The sequence below is a fragment of the Colwellia sp. E150_009 genome (genome assembly GCF_053543955.1).
The window spans coordinates 36,690-56,772 of sequence record NZ_JBHFOM010000014.1 but is presented as its reverse complement, the minus strand read 5'-3'; the positions used below and the strand labels follow the sequence as shown (position 1 = coordinate 56,772).

The 20,083-nt window shown below is 33.8% G+C and carries 14 protein-coding genes; 8 read left to right on the top strand and 6 right to left on the bottom strand.

All coding sequences use genetic code 11. The annotated features are described in order from the left end of the window. Positions 1-12: 12 nt before the first annotated feature. Both ACE1OF_RS08545 and lnt read left to right on the top strand, forming a co-directional pair. Complete coding sequence (locus ACE1OF_RS08545) at positions 13-906, top strand: HlyC/CorC family transporter (protein WP_448893880.1); 894 nt, start codon at positions 13-15, stop codon at positions 904-906. Then, the gene (gene lnt / locus ACE1OF_RS08540; protein WP_448893879.1) at positions 887-2,464 is read left to right on the top strand and encodes an apolipoprotein N-acyltransferase; all 1,578 of its coding nucleotides are present in this window, start codon (positions 887-889) and stop codon (positions 2,462-2,464) included. Before ACE1OF_RS08545 ends, lnt begins: the two co-directional genes overlap by 20 nt. Positions 2,465-2,502: 38 nt before the next feature. Here the strand turns inward: lnt and ACE1OF_RS08535 are convergent, their stop codons facing one another. Both ACE1OF_RS08535 and ACE1OF_RS08530 read right to left on the bottom strand, forming a co-directional pair. Next, positions 2,503-3,468: a GGDEF domain-containing protein gene (locus ACE1OF_RS08535; RefSeq protein ID WP_448893878.1), complete on the bottom strand. Its 966-nt coding sequence runs from the start codon at positions 3,466-3,468 to the stop codon at positions 2,503-2,505. Between the two features lie 49 nt (positions 3,469-3,517). Then, entirely contained in the window at positions 3,518-4,639 is a 1,122-nt protein-coding gene (locus ACE1OF_RS08530; RefSeq protein WP_448893877.1) for a response regulator, read from the bottom strand. A gap of 193 nt (positions 4,640-4,832) precedes the next feature. Between ACE1OF_RS08530 and tpx the strand changes: the two genes are divergently transcribed. Continuing rightward, positions 4,833-5,465 carry a thiol peroxidase gene (tpx, locus tag ACE1OF_RS08525; RefSeq protein ID WP_448893875.1) on the top strand — a complete coding sequence of 211 codons (633 nt, stop codon included), beginning with the start codon at positions 4,833-4,835 and terminating at the stop codon, positions 5,463-5,465. A gap of 334 nt (positions 5,466-5,799) precedes the next feature. Beyond that, the gene (locus tag ACE1OF_RS08520) at positions 5,800-6,276 is read left to right on the top strand and encodes an Hsp20 family protein (protein ID WP_448893874.1); all 477 of its coding nucleotides are present in this window, start codon (positions 5,800-5,802) and stop codon (positions 6,274-6,276) included. A 62-nt stretch (positions 6,277-6,338) separates the two neighbouring features. Here the strand turns inward: ACE1OF_RS08520 and ACE1OF_RS08515 are convergent, their stop codons facing one another. From ACE1OF_RS08515 to prmB, 3 genes are all read right to left on the bottom strand, one after another. Beyond that, positions 6,339-7,535: an MFS transporter gene (locus ACE1OF_RS08515; protein ID WP_448893872.1), complete on the bottom strand. Its 1,197-nt coding sequence runs from the start codon at positions 7,533-7,535 to the stop codon at positions 6,339-6,341. Positions 7,536-7,608: 73 nt separating this feature from the next. Then, the gene (aroC, locus tag ACE1OF_RS08510) at positions 7,609-8,733 is read right to left on the bottom strand and encodes a chorismate synthase (protein WP_448893871.1); all 1,125 of its coding nucleotides are present in this window, start codon (positions 8,731-8,733) and stop codon (positions 7,609-7,611) included. Positions 8,734-8,769: 36 nt separating this feature from the next. Continuing rightward, a complete protein-coding gene (gene prmB / locus ACE1OF_RS08505; RefSeq protein WP_448893870.1) occupies positions 8,770-9,708 on the bottom strand; it encodes a 50S ribosomal protein L3 N(5)-glutamine methyltransferase in 939 nt (312 codons plus the stop codon). A gap of 171 nt (positions 9,709-9,879) precedes the next feature. Here prmB and smrB point away from each other — a divergent pair, with 171 nt between their 5' ends. Next, positions 9,880-10,470 carry an endonuclease SmrB gene (gene smrB / locus ACE1OF_RS08500; protein WP_448893869.1) on the top strand — a complete coding sequence of 197 codons (591 nt, stop codon included), beginning with the start codon at positions 9,880-9,882 and terminating at the stop codon, positions 10,468-10,470. A gap of 19 nt (positions 10,471-10,489) precedes the next feature. Here smrB and sixA read toward each other — a convergent pair whose 3' ends face one another. Further along, entirely contained in the window at positions 10,490-10,996 is a 507-nt protein-coding gene (gene sixA, locus ACE1OF_RS08495) for a phosphohistidine phosphatase SixA (RefSeq protein ID WP_448893868.1), read from the bottom strand. Between the two features lie 157 nt (positions 10,997-11,153). Between sixA and ACE1OF_RS08490 the strand changes: the two genes are divergently transcribed. The 3 genes from ACE1OF_RS08490 to ACE1OF_RS08480 all read left to right on the top strand — a co-directional run bounded on the left by ACE1OF_RS08490 (position 11,154) and on the right by ACE1OF_RS08480 (position 19,343). After that, positions 11,154-13,967, top strand: coding sequence for an insulinase family protein (locus ACE1OF_RS08490; protein ID WP_448893867.1), 2,814 nt, complete (start codon positions 11,154-11,156; stop codon positions 13,965-13,967). A 171-nt stretch (positions 13,968-14,138) separates the two neighbouring features. After that, positions 14,139-18,839: an EAL domain-containing protein gene (locus ACE1OF_RS08485; RefSeq protein WP_448893866.1), complete on the top strand. Its 4,701-nt coding sequence runs from the start codon at positions 14,139-14,141 to the stop codon at positions 18,837-18,839. A 207-nt stretch (positions 18,840-19,046) separates the two neighbouring features. Then, on the top strand, positions 19,047-19,343 hold the full coding sequence (locus ACE1OF_RS08480) for a hypothetical protein (RefSeq protein WP_448893864.1): 297 nt from the start codon (positions 19,047-19,049) through the stop codon (positions 19,341-19,343). Positions 19,344-20,083 lie beyond the last annotated feature (740 nt).

Here is a 20,083-nt window from a genome sequence, read left to right as displayed (position 1 = left end):
TACTCAAGCTCTATGAGCGATGACAACCCCCATTCGGACAACGGCTCTAAGAAAAAATCATTGCTGAATAAAATTATTCATCTTTTTCGTCCTGAGCCAAAAAATAAAAATGACCTTGTTGATGTTTTAGCAGATGCCCAGCATCGCGAACTCATTAACACCGAAACAAAACTCATGATTGAAGGCGTGTTAGGCGTATCTGAAATGCGTGTGCGAGACATTATGATCCCCCGCTCACAGATGGTGACCATTGATATTAATCATAGCCTAGATGAATTTTTGCCTATTATTTTAGAGTCAGGTCATTCACGTTTCCCTGTTATTAATGAAGATATTGACCATGTTGACGGTATTTTATTGGCTAAAGATTTACTCGCTTTTGGCTTTAATACGACTAATAGCAACTCAGACAACACTGAATTTAGCTTAAATGATATTATCCGTCCCGCTATCATTGTGCCAGAAAGCAAAAAAGTAGAACCCTTATTAAAAGAATTTCGCTCAAACCGTTATCATATGGCCTTAGTTGCTGATGAATACGGTGGAATTTCAGGTGTTATTACAATTGAAGACATTCTTGAACAAATTGTTGGTGAAATTGAAGATGAAACCGATGATGATATTGAAGAAGACATTAAAGTACTTGCAGGTAATGTTTACTTAGTAAGAGCATTAACTGAACTTGCTGACTTTAATCATTATTTCAATAGTAAATTTGACGAAAAATCAGCAGATACAATCTCTGGTATTATTTTGCAAAAGCTACATCATATGCCACAAAAAGGTGAACAAGTAACCATTGGGCACTTTGACTTTAAAGTAGTCGCAGCTGACACCCGATGCATGCAAATGTTACAAGTAACGGTTGCCAAAAAGCATAAAATCAATGGCAGAACGAGTGACTAATACAAGCTCTAATACGCTTTATTCTCGTTTAAAACGAACACTAAGCAATACAAGTTACTGGCTTTGTTTTTTTTCAGGTTTAAGCTTAGTATTTGCTTATGCTCCTTTTTCTCAGTGGTATTTAACGCTTGTAATACCAGCAATTGTTCTTTATCAAATACAAAATTCAGCCCCCAAAAAAGCAGCTAAATTGATGGCCGTTTTTGCTTTAGGTTGGTTTGGCAGTGGCATCAGTTGGGTTCATGTAAGTATTGATCAATTTGGCGGATTACCTCTCGTTGTTTCTGTAAGTTTAATGGTCATGCTTTGCCTTTATTTGGCATTGTTTCCCGCCCTTGCCGCTTATTTAGCAGCGCGATTTTCTAGTAATCGACAGCTTAATTTATGGCTTTTACCATCTTTTTGGCTTCTCTGTGAATATTTACGTAGCGTCGTTCTTACTGGTTTTCCTTGGTTGTCACTTGGCTATAGTCAAATAGACGGCCCGCTAGCCAATTTTGCACCGATTATTGGTGAAATTGGTATTACCGCCATCGTTCTTATAATTAATATTTGTTTAGTAAAATTTGTTAATGCAATAAAACAGTCCCCTGATACGAATATCACATTACCAATAACATTAATGCTCACTTTAAGCCTGCTTAGCTTTTTTCTGGTAAAAGTATCATGGGTTAAACCTAATGGTAATGTAACAAAAGTAGCACTAGTACAAGGTAACATTGCACAATCAATAAAGTGGCAACCCGAACAAGAATGGCCAACGATGCTCAAGTATTTAGACTTAACACGAGTCAACTATGATGCAGATATTATCATTTGGCCTGAATCAGCTATTCCAGCAATGGAGCCAACAGTACAAGACTATTTAACTACCGTAAATAGCTCTGCACTATTAAACAATAGTGCAATTATTACAGGAATTATTAATTATAACTTTGATAATAAAGAATATTTTAATAGTTTAATTACTTTAGGTAAAAAGCAAGTAGATGATGAACAAGGCTATTTTTACAATCACAGTAATCGCTATGCTAAAAACCATTTGTTACCCATTGGTGAATTTGTTCCTTTTCAAACATGGTTAAGACCATTAGCCCCTTTTTTCAACTTACCTATGTCTTCTTTTAGCCGTGGTAATTATGTGCAAAACAACTTAGTAGCTAACGGATTACATTTACTGCCATTACTTTGCTTTGAAATAGCTTTTCCTCATCAACTAGCCGCAAATTTAACTAACCAAACAGATTTATTATTAACCGTTAGTAATGATGCCTGGTTTGGTCATTCACATGGACCACACCAACACATGGAAATTGCTAGAATGCGTGCGTTAGAATTTGGTCGGCCATTATTACGCGCAACCAATAATGGTATAACAGCAGTGGTTGATCACCAAGGAAAATTCATTACACGTATTCCTCAATTTGAAGAGAATGTGCTAAAGGCACAAGTACCGTTAGTATCAGGTAAAACTCCTTATAGCCAATGGCCTAGGTTAATTTTATTCATAATGATAATAGCACCGATAGCCAGTATACTTATTTTTAGACGAAGCTAAAAATTTAGTTTATAAGATACATTTTTGAAGCTATTTATTTACTTTTGCTTTGGATGTAAGCTAATTTTGTTGCGGCCACTTTCTTTCGAATTATAAAGTGCGGCATCAGCACACTCAATCCAAGCCTCATAATTTTTTATACTAGGATCTACCTCAGCAATGCCTAAACTAATGGTATATTTAAGTTCAATATCATTATATTTAACAACTGCAGATTCTACTTCTCTACGTAAGCGTTCAGCAAAAACATAAGCATTTTTTAACGATGTATCAGAGAGTAAAATGGTGAATTCTTCTCCACCATATCTCCCTGAAATGTCTGTTTCACGCACATGCTCTCGGATCAAAGCTGAAAGATGTCGAATAACTTCATCACCAACTAAATGCCCATAAGTATCATTAACATGTTTAAAATGGTCAATATCTAACATAACTAAAGAGCTTGAATGTTGACTACGAGCCCAACGTTTATATTCTGCTTGTAAACAGTTTTCCCAATGAGTGCGGTTGAACAAGTTAGTCAATCCATCTGTTTGACTTAAAATGGCAAGTTCTGTATTAACACTCTCCAAACTCATTTTATGTACCGCAGCATCAGTTACATCATAAACAAGCAAACACAAGTGAGTAACATCTCCCTTTGAGGAAAGTAATGGAATAAAGGTTGTGTTTTGATACATAAAGTCAGCACTACCCGTTACAGGTCGATAACTGTCAAACCTAAATAAATAAGGCCTTTGTTCCCAAATAGTAAACGCTTTATTTTTTAACAGAAAAACCGATTCTGCTTTACGTTTAAACCATTCCTGTGGTATTTCATCAAACAAGTCAAATAGTACTTTATCTTTCACTTCTCTAGGAAAATAGCCACTATGATTTTCCATAAACCCGTTGAATATTTGAACTTCATACTCTGTATTTAATACCACTAAACCGACATCAATACTGTGCAGCATTTCCATCAACCAGTGCAACTCATTTAATTGTGACGTTTCTAACGACATAGCCAATCCTACTCTATAGGTTTACATTTTTCAGTATAAACAAATAAAATTACTCTAATAGATAAGCAAGTTTATTATTCAAAATATGCATTGATTTTTCAGTGAACAATAATAACAAATCACATTTAATGGGATAATTTTCAATACTATAGCTAATCTCAATTGCTAATGTTCTTTTCCATTTATCGGCATTATTCGCAATTAACTCTGATATTTTTCTATTCTGACCTAAAACCACTGGGTGACCTTGGCTAAAGTCAATATCGAGTTGTTCAGAAACTCCCTTTAAGCAGGCTCCTATTAATACGTTTGCTAAATCCATTAATAATTCTAATTCAGTGCCAACATCATCGTTATATTGATAATTCATTAAAGAGGCAACGTCTTTAAAACTTGAATCATTTAAAATGAGCAAGGCTTCGCCCGAAATACCCGCACTGATAAACCCTTGACAAATTCCCGAAGTACTCTCATTTGCTTCAACATCTTTAAGTGCCATTCGCAATTCGCTCACTTCAATAAAATTGACATTGGGTATGGGTAACTCTACAAACACATCAAGCAAACGTGCTAATAAATCACCTGCCCTACCCATGGCCACATTGGCTATCTCTTGATAGCAATCGCGTAAGTCAGATGATAATGTTGCTGACATACTCTCAACGGGTTTCGATGATTCAATTGGCGTAATTTTTAAGGGTTCGGGCTTAGGTACTGATATGCTTTGATTAGCCTGTTCAATGGAAGATTCTGCACTAACACTTTCAGAGTCTGTCTCTATTGACCCTTTTAGTTTATCCTCTTTGCTAAATACACCATATGAAAGTAAAACATCAGCTAATTTTTCTTTATTAACGGGTTTCTTAATAAAATCTAGTGCTCCTAAACTTATCACTCTTTTATGAGCTTCAGGCTGAATATCTCCAGAAACAACAATGGTTAATGTCGGTAAATCTTGTTGTTTAATAGCTTCAAGCACTTGATAACCATCCATATTGGGCATATTTAAATCAAGCAATAACACGTCACCTTTGCCTGCTTTTATTGCTTCTAGACCTTCAACGCCATCTGCAGCAAAGCTTATATCAACATCCCAATCCTCAGGTAATGAACGAGCAAGTTGTTTACGCGCCATATTTGAGTCATCACAAATAAGTAACTTAGTTGACATAGAAAACACTACCCTTGTAAAAATAAATTTTTATCAGAAAAATTTGAGTCTAACCATACGGTCTTACAATCATGCCCTACACTTTTAACAGTAGGGTATAATTTAATAATTTGACAGTATTCTTTAAAATATTGCAGAAATTAACGCGAAAAAACGGTAAACTTATTTTTTTATTTAATTATCCCAACTAATAATGAATTTATCTACCTTAAACAAATTTTTATTTGTATTAATTTTTATTACTTTATCTTTCAATACGCAAGCCTTTGGTCAAGAAAAATTAACTGAAACACAAAACCTAGTTAAAGCAAATGATAAATATATTACTTTACTTGGAACGCAAGTCAGCGTCGGTGAGAAAGCGCCAGATTTTAAAGTCGTGGATAAAAATTTCTTACCCGTTCAATTGACTGACTTTAAAGATCAAACCATTTTAATTTCAGTTGTTCCTAGCCTAGACACAGGTGTCTGTTCTATACAAACAAAACGTTTTAATGAAGAAGCGGCTAAATTACCAAGTAACATTACCTTACTAACCATCAGTAATGATTTACCTTTCGCACAAAAACGATTTTGCAAAGTCGAAGGCGTTGATCAAATAAAAGTTTTATCTGACTCCGTATGGCGTAATTTTGGTGAAAATTATGGTTTAATTATCAAAGGTATGGGGCTACTAACACGTGCCATTTTTATTATTGATAATAAAGGAAAAATACAGTACAAAGAATTGGTCGCCAACATTTCACAACACCCTGATTACGAAAGTGCCTTAAAAGCAGTAAAAAACATTGCGCCTGTACTAGTTATTGAAGATGAAGAAAGTTAACCGCAAAAAATATCAAAACATTCACTTAAAAATTAAATAGATATAAATTTATTTAATTTTATCCTTGAAAAATAAATCATCAGTCCCATCTTTAATATTGTAGTCGCCATAAGGGGCTACAATTAACCCATTGCCTGTTCGTTTACACCTATATTAGGTAAGAAAGGCAGCATTATTTTATCACTAAGTACTGATAAGTTTAACTATATAAAGCAATGTAAATACACTTTTATGCGACCTAGTCGGTAATAGTAGCAACATATAGATAACTCCATACAGAACAACTTTTTGTTTAAAATAATATTATTATTGCTAACTATTAGGATATTTTATTATGCGTACACCAACAACAGACTTCAGCCCTCTTTACCGTTCATTTATTGGTTTTGATCACTTAGCTGGTTTAATTGATAAAGCTTCTCGAGCCGATAAACAATCATCATACCCTCCATACAACATTGAGCTTTTAGCTGAAGATCAATACAGAATCACCATGGCGGTGGCAGGGTTCAGTGAGCAAGACATTGATATTGAATCAAAAGACAATAGTTTAATTGTTATTGGCACTAAATCTGCGAATGCAGATGACAATAACGAAACGAAAGAACTCCCAACACCCCGAAGATTTTTACATCAAGGTATTGCTGAACGCAACTTTGAACGAAAATTTCAATTAGGAGAGCACGTAAGAGTTATAGGTGCTTTCATGAAAGATGGCTTATTACATATTGATTTACTAAGAGAAATCCCCGAAGCCTTAAAACCGAGAAAGATTGCGATTAATGGTAAAAGTTTATTGCACAAAAATTAAACACCATTAACCTTAAAAGTTAACTTTCTATTCCCCTTATTTGTTATTTATTTTTTGCCCAGTCACTGACTGGGCTTTTTTTGTTTAATTTGCGCAGGCATAAACATCATAATTATACCACCTAACAATGACACAGTACTTGCTGTTAAAAAGGCGGAACTCGCCCCTAATCCATCAAGCCATAATACCCCTGCTATATAAGCACCAATCGCTCCGCCCACACCATAAACACCTCCCAAATACACCGCTTGGCCTCGTGATTGTTGACTAGCGCTAAAATAGTTACTAATAAAAAACATAGAAGCACTATGAAAAAGTCCAAAACTAGCGCCATGCAGTAATTGTGTAAAAGTCAAAATCCAAATTGACTCGGCATATAATGCGACCAAGCCCCAACGAATTGCGGTTACCACCAAACTAAATATTAACAAAGCCTTTAACGAAAAGTATTTAAAGAAGCTACTTGCAAAAACAAACACTAAAATTTCAGCAACCACGCCAATAGAAATAAGTAAACCAACGGTAAAACCAGAATAGGATAAGTCACGTAAAAAAAGAGCAAAAAAACCATAAAATGGTCCAAAGCTTATTTGTAATAGCATGCCACCGGTAAAAAAAGAAAGAAAACTTAATGTCAATAATTTATGTTTTAATGTTATTGAGTGCGCCTTCACTTTATTTATTACGCGCTGAGGTTTAATTGCAATAGTAGACAACAATAAAAATAATAAAATAATACAACCCATAATAACAAAAGCAGATGTAAACGAAGACTGAGATGAAGTTGATAAAGCGGATTGACTATAGTGCTCCATGAGTTGCCCTGCTAGAAGCGCTAAAACAATAAAACCGATACTTCCCCATAACCGAATACGTGCATAAATTTTACTACTTCGACGAACAGAATTTAACGTAAATACTTCAAGTTGCGGTAATATTGCCGTCCAAAATAGACTAAATAACGCCAAGGAAAAACTAATAGGCCAATAACTATCTAGCCAAAACAATAATGCAAAGCTTAGTAAGGCAAATAACGCCCCAAGCCTAATAATAAGTAATTGTTTTCCTGTTTTGTCTGCTAATATTGCCCATAAGCTTGGAGCCACAATTTTTGTAGCGGTAAGAATTGCAAAAATTTCACCTAATTCAAGAGAGGTGAAACCTTTACCATCTAGAAATACAGAAAGGTAAGGTGAAATTAAGCCGAGAATGGCAAAGTAGAAAAAGTAACTCGAAGATAAACGGGTAAATAATGACAAACTAACTCCTACTTACCCTAAATAAGCTAAACAATTATAATGAAACAATAAAATCTAAACGACTAGTAAACATTTAGCCTTTTGTGATCACTGGCGTACTACAAATAACATCGGCATTTTGTGCTCTGTGTCGTAAATAGTGATCCATTAAGGTTAGTGCTAGCATAGCCTCTGCAATTGGCACAGCACGAATACCAACACAAGGATCATGTCGACCTTTCGTAATAATATCAGTTGCCACACCATTAGCGTCAACCGTTTTACCACTAACCCCAATACTTGACGTAGGTTTCAGTGCTAAATGAGCAATGATATCCTGACCAGAAGAAATCCCGCCTAATACACCACCAGCATGATTACTATTAAACCCCTGCGGTGTTAATTCATCTCGATGCTCTGAACCTTTTTGATCAACAACACCAAAACCATCACCAATTTCAACACCTTTTACCGCATTAATACTCATTAATCCATGTGCTATTTCAGCATCAAGTCGGTCGAAAATAGGTTCTCCTAAGCCAACAGGAACATTCGTTGCAACAACACTCACTTTAGCACCAATAGAGTCTTTAGCACGCATTACATCACGTAAATGTTGGTCTAATTGTTCTAACTTAGTATTATCAGGAAAAAAGAACTGATTTTGTTCAACTTCTGCCCAATTAATATTTGTAAAATCAAGCGAGGCGCCGTTAGCAGATGTGGCTGTAATATCACCAATCTGTGTCACACAAGCTTGTATTTTCATACCGAATTTTTGATATAAAAACTTTTTAGCAATAGCACCTGCAGCAACCCTCATGGCTGTTTCTCTTGCCGAAGAACGCCCACCGCCGCGATAATCACGTAAACCATATTTTTGCGTGTAAGTATAATCAGCATGACCTGGGCGAAAACTTTGTGCAATATTACCGTAATCTTTTGAACGTTGGTCAGTATTTTCAATTATTAAACCAATCGGTGTGCCCGTTGTTTTACCTTCAAAAACACCTGACATAATTTTAACTTTATCGGCTTCATTTCTTGCCGTAGTAAAACGAGATTTCCCAGGACGTCGCCTATCAAGATCACCTTGTAAATCTTCTTCAGATAACTCAATTCCTGGTGGGCAACCATCAATAATAGCACCAAGGCCTAAACCATGGCTCTCACCAAATGAAGTCACACTAAATAATTTTCCAAAGGTATTGCCTGACATTCTAACTCCAACGTCTAATTAATTTATTTAATATTTTTAATGATTTTCTAAAGCCGCAGTAAACACAGCTGAAAACTCAACCAATTGAGCCTTAGTTAACATGAAAACTCCATGGCCTCCACGCTCAAAATTAAGCCAAGTAAACGGAACTTCTTTATATAAGGCTTTAACATGTACTTCAGAGTTCCCCACTTCACAAAATAGCAAACCACCTTCATTAAGGTGCTTGGCACTTTCAGCCAGAATAATCCGTACAATATCTAAGCCATCTTCACCACAACCTAATCCCATTTCAGGTTCATGCTGGTATTCCTGCGGCAAACTATTTATATCTTGTTGATCAACATAAGGAGGATTGCTGACAATTAAATCATAATTTTGCCCTTCAACCCCAGAGAAAACATCAGACTGAATTGGAATAACTTGTTCACAAAGACCGTGGTTTTCTATATTTATTTGCGCAACATTGAGTGCATCAATGGATAAATCCACTGCATCTACGTCTGCCTCACTAAAATAACTAGCACACGCGATAGCGATACATCCACTGCCAGTACATAAATCTAAAATACGTTTTGGCGAATTGTTTGCGGTAATATAAGGAAAAAAGTGGTTTTCAATTAATTCGGCAATAGGTGAACGAGGTATCAATACCCGCTCATCAACATAAAAAGGCAATTGAGCAAAATAAGTAACATTAGTGATATAAGCAACGGGAATTTGTTCTTCTACTCGACGAGAAAACAAGGCTAAAACATGTAATTTCTCTGATTCAACCAAACGGCATGTCATTATACTGTCATCAAGTTCATTGGGTAATGATAAAGCATACATAACTAAAATATACGCATCATTAAAGGCGTTATCACTTCCATGACCATAAAATAATTCAGCTTGATTAAATAATGTCGCACCATAACGACAATAATCCGCAATGGTTTGCAACTGGCTTGTGACTTCAATGTACTTCATCATTAAAAAAATCCTATAGCTCTTTAGCAATATAGTTCGTCTATTTATTATCTAGACTCAATCAAGATATTCACGCTAAGCATTTAACAATACCCTTAAAATAGGTTGAAGTATAAATCATTGCATTCATTTCTTGTAAAGATTAACAGATATTTTTAAACTGTTATGATGAAAATGAAACATATACTTAAAATATCAAGTAATCTTAAAAAATCAATTGACCCCATTGATGAAAATATTTTTCAACAAGCAATAGGTAAGGTAAAACGATTAAAAGCCGACACCATACACTTTGATAAAAAACTCAGCAAGCCTAAAAACAATTCTCAGTTAAAAAAATATCAGGAAAACTCACAACAAGATAAAAACAAGTCTCTAGCACAGTTTTATTTTTCTGACGAATTTGAACCAAACTTAAACACACAAGGCCCAATGAAATATATCCGCAGTGATGTGGATAGTTTTGAGGCTAAAAATTTACGTCGTGGTGTTTACACCCCTGATTTAATATTAGATCTACATGGTTTAGATCAAAGACAAGCCAAGCAAGAAATTGCAGCTTTACTTTATGCCTGCCAAAAAGAGCATGCCCAATGCATTTGTATTGTTCATGGCCTTGGCTCAAAGGTATTAAAAAACAAAGTCCCTCATTGGTTAGTACAACATCCAGATGTTATGGCATTTCACCAAGCCCCATTAGAATGGGGGGGGAATGGCGCTCTGTTAGCATTAATAGAGCTAAAAGATAAATTTAACAAGTCATAGCCCTATTCAACGTCTACATTTAAACGTCTACATTTTCTAGCTGTACTATTTCAACTAATTGTCCTTGCATCTTTTCAGTATCATAATCAATTACAGCAATTGAACCCGTTGCGAAAATGGGCATATTCGTTGAGTTAGTTAATTCGCCCACTAAGTAACTAACAAAAGGCATATGAGAAATAAATAAAATAGCTTGATTTTGATCAGAAATATTATTGACGGTCAGCCCATCAATAAAATTGTGAACTTGTTTAGTATTGCCAGCGGGAGTAATTAAATCAAATGTTTCTGGAATAATATCATTTGCCCCTACCAACTTGTTTATTGCCAGCAACACATTGGCACAACTTTGTTGTGCTCTAACATAAGGACTTACAAAAATTTTCATCAATTTTGCTAATTCATATTTTGCTATCCACCTCCCCATTCTTTGAGCTTGAATAGCCCCTAGCTTTGTCAGAGGTCTTAGTGAATCTTTACCTTCAATATTTGCTGCCTCTCCATGGCGCATAATAAAAATATACATGTTTTCTCCCGCTTATCGAGTAGATAAACTTACGCGGTTGTCGTTTTTTTGGCTATAGTAATGGAAATATATATTAACTGTTAAGAATAAAATAGACTCTAATTATATCATAAGGTAATTTAGACTAAATAAAGCAATAATAATTAGGAGCCGTGAGTTGAAGAAAAGCCCGAATGATTTAAAAAAATATCAATCTCTTACCTTAAACAATGGTTTGCGGGTTTTATTGATTCATAACGAAGATACCGACAAAAGTGCGGCGGCATTAGCTGTTAATGTCGGTCACTTTAATGATCCATCAGAAAGAGAGGGATTAGCACATTTTCTAGAACATATGCTTTTTTTAGGCACAACTAAATACCCTGATGGCAGTGAATATCAAAAATTTATTAATCAACATGGCGGTAGTAATAATGCTTGGACAGCAACAGAGCATACCTGCTTTTACTTTGACATTCATTATCTACACTTTAAAGAAGCACTAGATCGTTTTAGTCAGTTTTTTATTTCCCCGTTATTATCTGAAGAGTTTATTCATAAAGAACGTAAAAATATTGAAGCTGAGTTTAAGTTAAAACTTAAAGACGATGTTCGTCGTTTATATGATGTTCATAAAGAAACAATTAATCAACTACATCCTTTTTCCCAATTTTCCGTTGGTAACACTGACACGCTTGCCGATAGAGATGGTCTGAGTATTAGCAATGAGGTTAATGACTTTTTTGAACAGTACTACCAAGCAAGTTATATGACACTTGCTATTGAAGGACCACAGCCATTAGCCGAACTGCAAAGTTTAGCTGAGTGCATGTTTAGTGAAATTAAAAATAATAATATTGCATTAGCTAACGTTACCCAACCTTTATATTTGCCTGAGCATCAAGGAATACAAATAAATGTACAACCTGTAAAAAACGAACATCAATTAATTATCAGTTTTGCGATGGAAAGCATTGATAAATATTACCAAGATAAGCCTGAATCTATACTCACTTATTTAATTGGCCATGAAGGTGAAGGTAGTATTTTAGCAAAACTGAAGCAAGAGCAATGGGCAATGAGCTTAACGGCTGGGTCAGGTATCAACGGTTCTAATTTTAAAGATTTCAATATTAATATTAGTTTAACCGAGTTAGGCGAAGCACATATTGATGATATTATTAGCATCGTTTTTTCTTACATTGGTTTATTAAAATATCAAAAAATTCCTGTTTATTTTTATCATGAAAAGCAAATCATTGCTGATCTATCATTTATGTACCAAGAAAAATGTAGCCCGTTAGACAATGTTAGCCAACTTGCCATTAATATGCAGCATTATCCCTGCGAAGATTATATATTTGGTGATTATATTATGTCAGGCATGAATGATAATAATATTAATCACCTATTAAGCTATTTAAATGCTGACAATCTTCGTGTTATTCATATTAGCCAAAATAATAATTTTTCAAGAACCAGTTTTTGGTATCAGGTACCTTATCATATAAATAAAATACCAAAAGAAACACTAAACTACTGGCGAACATTATCTACTCCAAACCATAAAAACTATAAAAAAAACAACGATCTTTTTTTACCAAAAGAAAATCCGTACATTACAGGTAATCCACATATTTTTGATAATATAGATAAAAATACCTTGCCAACAAAAATAGAATCAAGCAATGGCTTAGCCGTATGGTACAAACAAGACACTACATTCAAAGTACCCAAAGGCTATATTTATATTGGCATAGACTCTCCTCTTGCAATACAAAGCGTTGCTAATATTGCAATGACACGCTTATTTGTAGATTTGTATACAAATACTATCGTTGAAGAAAACTACGACGCCGAGCTTGCTTGTATTCATTACCATTTATACGCTCATCAAGGTGGTATTACATTACAAATCTCTGGCATCAGTGAAAATCAACCTAAGTTATTACAAAAACTTTTACATAGCTTAATTCACCACGGAATAAACGAAAGAGACTTCAAGTTATTCAAACAACAATTAGTCAATCAATGGAAAAACAGTGATAAAAGCAAGTCTATTTCACAGCTTTTTTCTACGCTAAGTTCCCTAATGCAACCAAATAACCCTTGTGCTGACGACTTAGCAAAAGCATTAACAACGGTTAACTTTTCACAATTTCAAAAATACAGTAAACAACTCTTTGAAAAAGTCACCTTAGAAGTATTAATTCATGGTAACTGGTTAATAGAGCATGCCAATGACATAGTAGAGAATATAAAATTAGCCTTCAAAAATAAATATCATGATGAATATGCTGTGCAATGCCCTGTTATTGATATTATGAATAAAAAAACACTGGTTCACCCTCTAACAATACCAGAGCATGATCATGCTACCGTTATTTATAATCCACTGCGTACCAGAGATGAAAATTTAGTAGCCTTAGCTATGGTAACAAGTCACCTTTTATCGCCTTTATTCTTTCAAGAAATGCGCACCAACAAACAATATGGCTACTTAGTGGGGGTAGGTTATGTGCCAATAAACAGATATCCTGGCATTGCTTTTTATATTCAATCTCCTCATACCGATGCCATCACCTTAACTAAAGCTATTGATGACTTTATAAACAATAGCTTAGACACCTTAAAAGATTTGAGTAATGATGACTGGTCTCACCTTATCCATGGTTTGGCTGGGCAGTTACAAGAAAAAGATAATAATCTAAGAATTAAAAGCCAACGCTTTTGGTCAGCAATATGCAATAAGGATGTTCACTTCACCCATAAAGCACAACTGGTTGAATCCATATTGTCTTTAAAGTTTCAAGACGTTATAACATTCATTACAAAGCAGCTGAGGTCAATAGCAATTCCCGATAGAATCATTCTTATGTCAATGCCAACAGAAGAGCCTGCATTGTTTCAAAAAATAAAACACACATTAAAAAATAATATCAACCTAGTTGATACAACTGCATTTACTAAAAAAGGTCGAATAAAATATTAGCCCTGCCAAATAAAAAGCAATTAAACACGAATAAAAATCAATTCAAATGTAACAAAAGTTGACTTAAGGCAGTACATCATTTTTAATGGTCTGCCACATGCTTTTTTTTGTCTAACGCTATTTATGTTTATAAACAATTTTTTCACTACTATAGCTAAGCTAGGTTAAACTGTGTTTTCATATTTTTTTAAGGTTATTACTATTTATGTATTAAATCTTATTGTTGATAAATTATTTTCTCTTAACGCTCTCAAACAGCTCATAATATTTATTTTCTATGCCTCTTTTTCTTCTCATGCTATTACAAATGAACTATCGAGTGATGTATCAGAAATAACAGAAAACACCAACATCGAGTCTACAAGCACACAATTAAAATTTACGCAATTATCTACTTTACAAGGTTTATCCAACTCAAATGTATTTGGTATCACACAAGATCACCAAGGTTTTATTTGGTTTGCCACTGAAGATGGTTTAAACCGTTTTGATGGTAATAACTTTGTTACTTACCGACACAATATTAATAATAAAAATTCAATCACTGATAATGTAATTCGTAAAATTTTTATAGACAGCGAAAACACGCTTTGGGTTGGCACCGAAAATGGTTTAAGCCGTTACAATGTTGAACTTGATAATTTTGATAACTTCAAACATGTCGCAAATAATGACTCATCTTTAAAAGATAATGTAATTTGGGATATTTTTCAAAATAAAACCGATAGTTCAACCAGCAAACAAGAAAAATCGCCATTATGGATATCTACATCCGAAGGATTACATACTCTTTCTCCCACAAGTAATGTTAATAATATTAAGTTCAATAGAATAAATATACGTGACCATAATGATAAAATTCGAGAAATAAAAACTATTTTTCAAGATAAACAACAGAACTACTGGCTAGGAACCTTTGACAACGGCATTCACCTTCTCAGTAAAAGTCTTAACTATATAGGCTCACTAACACAAGCAAATAAATTCAATCTCACTATTAAAGCTAACGCATTATTTGACATGAAAATAATCGATAATCAATATTGGTTAGCGACTGACAATGGGTTATATATTGTTGATGATCGCTATCAACTCGTTTCACACCTCACGGAAAAACCTAAAGAAAACGATAAAAGCCAAGTTTTATTATCGAATAAAATTAGGAATATAGAACAATTTGACGAAAATCATGTTTGGCTAGCTACTCACAATGGTTTAAATACGATCAACTTATTAAATAACGACATTAAAAGCTATCAAAACAATAACAAGTCAACATCTTTGAGTGAAAACTGGCTCATGGATATACACCGTGATAATAACGACAATATGTGGTTAGCAAGTTATGGAGGGGGGCTAAATCAATACTCTCCCTTAACAGAACTTATTTTTCATGGTTTAACTGATAATAATGAAAAAAAATATAGGGTAGAATCTTTTGTTGAAAGTCCTCAAGGTACTATTTGGTTATCAACAGAGCAAAATGGTTTATTTAGTTTATCTAATTCAAAAACATTAACAAAAATCAAACTGAATTTTAAAGAGGATATCTGGCGAATCATATCTTCAAATCAAGGTGTACTTTTCATAATAACTAAAACAGGTAAACTCTTTGAATACAATATTATCAAAAAAAAATTAGTAGAAAAAGAAACATGGTTAAATGAATCAAATTATCCTGCTGACAACTCGATTCTAGCCTCAGCAGACTCACTTTGGTATATAGATTATGACGGTTTTCTAAAACAATATAATACAAATGATGACTCATTTAAAAGATATTCAACATCAAATAACGATACTTTTATTCATTTACAATTTAATAATGATAAATTATTTTTACTATCAAATAATAACAAAATACTCACTTTTAATATTACGAGTAATACCTTTGAAAAGAATTTCTTTAAATTAAGCAATACGATAAATGCCAAATCGATAAATAATATTTGGATTTATAAAAACAATATTTTATTGGGGTCAGAATCCCATGGATTAACCGTGGTTAACGTTGATAATAATAAAATCACTACCTTCAATGAAAGCAATGGATTAACAAACAATTATATAGCCTCTTTACTGATAGATGAAGATGAAAATATTTGGGTAGCAACCAATTCAGGCCTAAATTCAATATCTCTGAAAACGTCAAAAGTAATTAAATTTGATATAGATTTCGCAATTAATTCTCCTGAATTTCAAATATCTTCTGCTTTTAAAGACACTAAAGGAAAAATGTATTTCGGCAGCCCTAACGGCTTTTACCAATTCACCCCAAATGAGCTATTAAAAATTAAACACAATATAACTTTCCCTGTGTTTACAAATCTCTATGTAGCCAATAAAAAAACGCCTATTAATCCAGAACAAGAACTTATCCAAAATAAAATAAATACTTACACCTTGAAAAAACATTTAAATTCTTTAGATAATTTAGAATTAGCTTATAAACAATCCCCTATCAGCATTGAGTTTATATCGCCAAATATAAAATTACCTTCTCAACTTCGTTATCGATATAGATTACAGGGATTAGAAAAAAACTGGATCGATGCAGCAACCAATGCCGCTAACAACCGTGCAACTTACACTAATTTAAGCCCTGGAAAATATGTATTTGAAGTACAGGCTTATGACACTTATAACCAAAACAAAGCTAAAACAAGTCAATTAAACGTACGTATTCTACCACCATGGTGGTTATCCACCAGTATGCTACTGTTCTATGGCTTACTTACTTTATTGTTTTTTATCTATATTTTTCAGCAATATAGAAATAAGCAGCTTTATCATTCACAAATAAAAGAAAGCGAAGAACGTTTAAAACTTTCCTTATGGGGTAGTGGCGATGAAATGTGGGATTGGAATATTGTTACCGATAAAATATACCGCTCTAATATTTGGGGTATTTTAGATTTTCCTCAAGATGGTACGCGCAACAAAAGTGAACAAAGCACTGATGAAGGTGTATTAAAAACTAATATCCACCATCATGATTTAGGCAAAGTAAAAAAAGCTCTAGATGAACATTTTAATCAAAATACAGATCATTTCGAAGCAACATATCGTGTAAAAAACAAAAATAATCAATGGGTATGGATTTTAGATCGAGGCAAAATAGTTGAACGTGATGAAAACAACAAGCCCTCACGTATGACAGGTACACTTAAAGATATTAGCCAAATAAAAAAGACAGAAGAACGATTAAAGCTTTTTGCTAGGTGCATTCAAAATATATCTGATGCTGTTATTATTTACGATCGCCAGTTTATTGCTGTAGATGTTAATAAGGCTTTTCAGCGAATAACGGGGACAAACAGAAAACAAACTATCGGTAGATCACTGTCATTTGATCAATACCCCAAGAATTTCACACAAAATGTTAAACAACACTTACTTACGAAAGGCAGTTGGTATGGTGAAATTGAAAATATTCGTACTGATGGTAGTAAATATTTAACTGATTTGAATATAGATATTATTCAAGATGAAAACAGCCAAATATCACATTTTGTTGGTGTTTTTTCAGATATTACCAAACGCAAAGAAACTGAAGCAGAGCTGAGAAAATTAGTTAGCTCTGACACACTAACAGGTTTACCAAATCGGTCATACTTTCAAGCGAACCAAGCGCGCTTAGTTAGAAGCAACATTAATCATGCTTTACTTGTGTTTGATTTAGATAACTTTAAAAAAATAAATGATTCTATGGGGCATCAAGTTGGTGATGCAATATTATGTCAAGTCGCCAAACGTATGTTAACCCTAGGGCGCAAGCAAGATACGGTATATCGATTAGGTGGTGATGAATTTAGTATTATTATTGAAGGCACTAATGATATACATACCATCACCTCACTAGCCAAAGACATATTACGTACAGTTGCATTACCCTTTAGAATAAAAAATCAAGAAATAGTTTTGTACAGCAGCATTGGTATTGTTCTTTCACCTGAAGATGGTATGACGGGACATGAACTCCTTAAAAATGCCGATACTGCCATGTATCATGCCAAAGGAAGTGGCGGCAATAAGTACCAATTTTTCAGTGATTCCATGAACAAACAAGCAGTTAAACGACTACAAATTGAAAGTTTAATTCGACATGGTTTAAAAGATGATTCATTTTCGGTTTATTACCAACCCAAAATTGAAATTGCTACAGGAAAAATTGCAGGTATGGAAGCCTTAGTTCGTTTTGAAACACCTAGCAAAGGTATTATTAGCCCAATTATATTTATTCCTGTGTCAGAAGAAACAGGTCAAATAATAGATATAGGCGAAATAGTTTTAAGAAAAGCCTGTTACGCTACAAAAAAATGGGTAGACGCAGGATTATTTGATGGTAGAGTCGCAGTGAATTTATCTGCTGTACAGTTTACTCAATCAAACTTGGTCACTCAGATCGCCAATATTTTAAAAGAAAGTAAATTACCCGCTCAGCATTTAGAGTTAGAGATAACAGAAGGTACCGTAATGAACTCGCCGCAAGAAGCAATTGATACTATGTTACAGCTAAGAGCTTTAGGTATTCACTTATCTCTTGATGATTTCGGTACTGGCTACTCGTCTTTAGCATATTTGAAAAAATTCCCACTCAATACCCTAAAAATAGATAAAGCATTCGTTGATGATATTGAAGAGTCAGAACAAGGTAGAAATATGGTTGCTACTATTGTTACTATTGCACATAACCTCGGTATGGATGTTGTGGCTGAAGGAGTAGAAACGAATCAGCAATTAAGCTTTCTGTCTGGATTACGATGTGAACAATTACAGGGGTATTTATATAGTAAGCCCTTAGCTACTGAACATTTCCAAAAGTACCTACTTGCTCATCAAATAGCTAAGAAATCAACGGCATTTAGTTAACACCTTTGCGACTTCAGAAAAACAATCTATCGCTTTGTCAAAAAAATGACATAACGCCGATGTATCCATATCAACTACAACTAAACTATCTTAATAAGCAAACGCGGCCTCTATAATACAAGCTACCGCGATGTCAAATTTATTTGGCACGATTTAAGCATATTTCCTATTGGTATTCTAATAAACAACAATATAAAGGAAAAATGCATGTTAAGTTCAATTATTCTTTCAATGGCTATGTCAGTTACTCCAGCTCAAATAGCAGGTGTTCATAACCTAGATATACAAGAAATTGGTGCAAAGCGTGGCACCCGTCGATTAAGTAATGAAAATAATTTAGATATCGAAACGATTGGAGCTAAACGAGGAACCCGTCGATTGAGTAATGAAAATGACTTAATCATTGAAACGGTTGGAGCTAAACGAGGAACCCGTCGATTGAGTAATGAGAATGACTTAATCATTGAAACGATTGGAGCTAAACGCGGAACTCGTCGACTTTAAAAACCAAATGAATTAAGAGGTTAGTGTATGTCCAATTTATTTAAAATGTTTTTCTTTACCCAAAAAGCTAAAAAAGTTAATCCTATCGCTGCTAGTATTGAGATAAAAGAAACTTCTGCCAACAATTGGTGGTCTTAGTTTTATAAAAAATAAGCACTTTACTATCGTTTATGACAAACATTTATGACAGCGTCATTATCGATCTGAAGATTACTAACATGGACGTTAGCAACTTTATTCTCATCTACCTTTGCAAACCTAAATACACTTTTAATTGTTATTTTTCTTGTATTAACAACACCAACTACATCTAAATAAAAATCAATATTATTAATCATACGGTTAAGCCATAACTACACTGCTAGTTAAATACTCACCTAAACCAATTAACCAATTGATATCAAACAAATTAATTACTTATTACGTAAATCGTAAATCGTAAATCGTAAAACACTATACATTGTGTTTTAACTTGTTTTAAATAAAACAGGAAAAAAATAGCCTAATGCACGGATTAATTTTTCCCTACTTGTGGCAATTTTTGCCGCATAGAAACATACACTTTAATGTATATCATCTTAATAGGTTGATGTGATGGTCTTCTCCTTATCTATTGATGAAAAACCTATTAATAAAAAAACGTTACCTCTTAAAAAGAAGTAACGTTTTTAATACATAATTGTAGTTACGAGGGCTTAACAATGCTTAATCAATAATAAAAAACATGTCAACTAGTATTT

Excerpts from the sequence above, each read along its gene's own strand:
- ACE1OF_RS08545 (WP_448893880.1), top strand. The coding sequence starts at position 13 with ATGAGCGATGACAACCCCCATTCGGACAACGGCTCTAAGAAAAAATCA.
- lnt (WP_448893879.1), top strand. The coding sequence starts at position 887 with ATGGCAGAACGAGTGACTAATACAAGCTCTAATACGCTTTATTCTCGT.
- ACE1OF_RS08535 (WP_448893878.1), bottom strand. The coding sequence starts at position 3,468 with ATGTCGTTAGAAACGTCACAATTAAATGAGTTGCACTGGTTGATGGAA.
- ACE1OF_RS08530 (WP_448893877.1), bottom strand. The coding sequence starts at position 4,639 with ATGTCAACTAAGTTACTTATTTGTGATGACTCAAATATGGCGCGTAAA.
- tpx (WP_448893875.1), top strand. The coding sequence starts at position 4,833 with ATGAATTTATCTACCTTAAACAAATTTTTATTTGTATTAATTTTTATT.
- ACE1OF_RS08520 (WP_448893874.1), top strand. The coding sequence starts at position 5,800 with ATGCGTACACCAACAACAGACTTCAGCCCTCTTTACCGTTCATTTATT.
- aroC (WP_448893871.1), bottom strand. The coding sequence starts at position 8,733 with ATGTCAGGCAATACCTTTGGAAAATTATTTAGTGTGACTTCATTTGGT.
- prmB (WP_448893870.1), bottom strand. The coding sequence starts at position 9,708 with ATGATGAAGTACATTGAAGTCACAAGCCAGTTGCAAACCATTGCGGAT.
- smrB (WP_448893869.1), top strand. The coding sequence starts at position 9,880 with ATGAAACATATACTTAAAATATCAAGTAATCTTAAAAAATCAATTGAC.
- sixA (WP_448893868.1), bottom strand. The coding sequence starts at position 10,996 with ATGTATATTTTTATTATGCGCCATGGAGAGGCAGCAAATATTGAAGGT.
- ACE1OF_RS08480 (WP_448893864.1), top strand. The coding sequence starts at position 19,047 with ATGTTAAGTTCAATTATTCTTTCAATGGCTATGTCAGTTACTCCAGCT.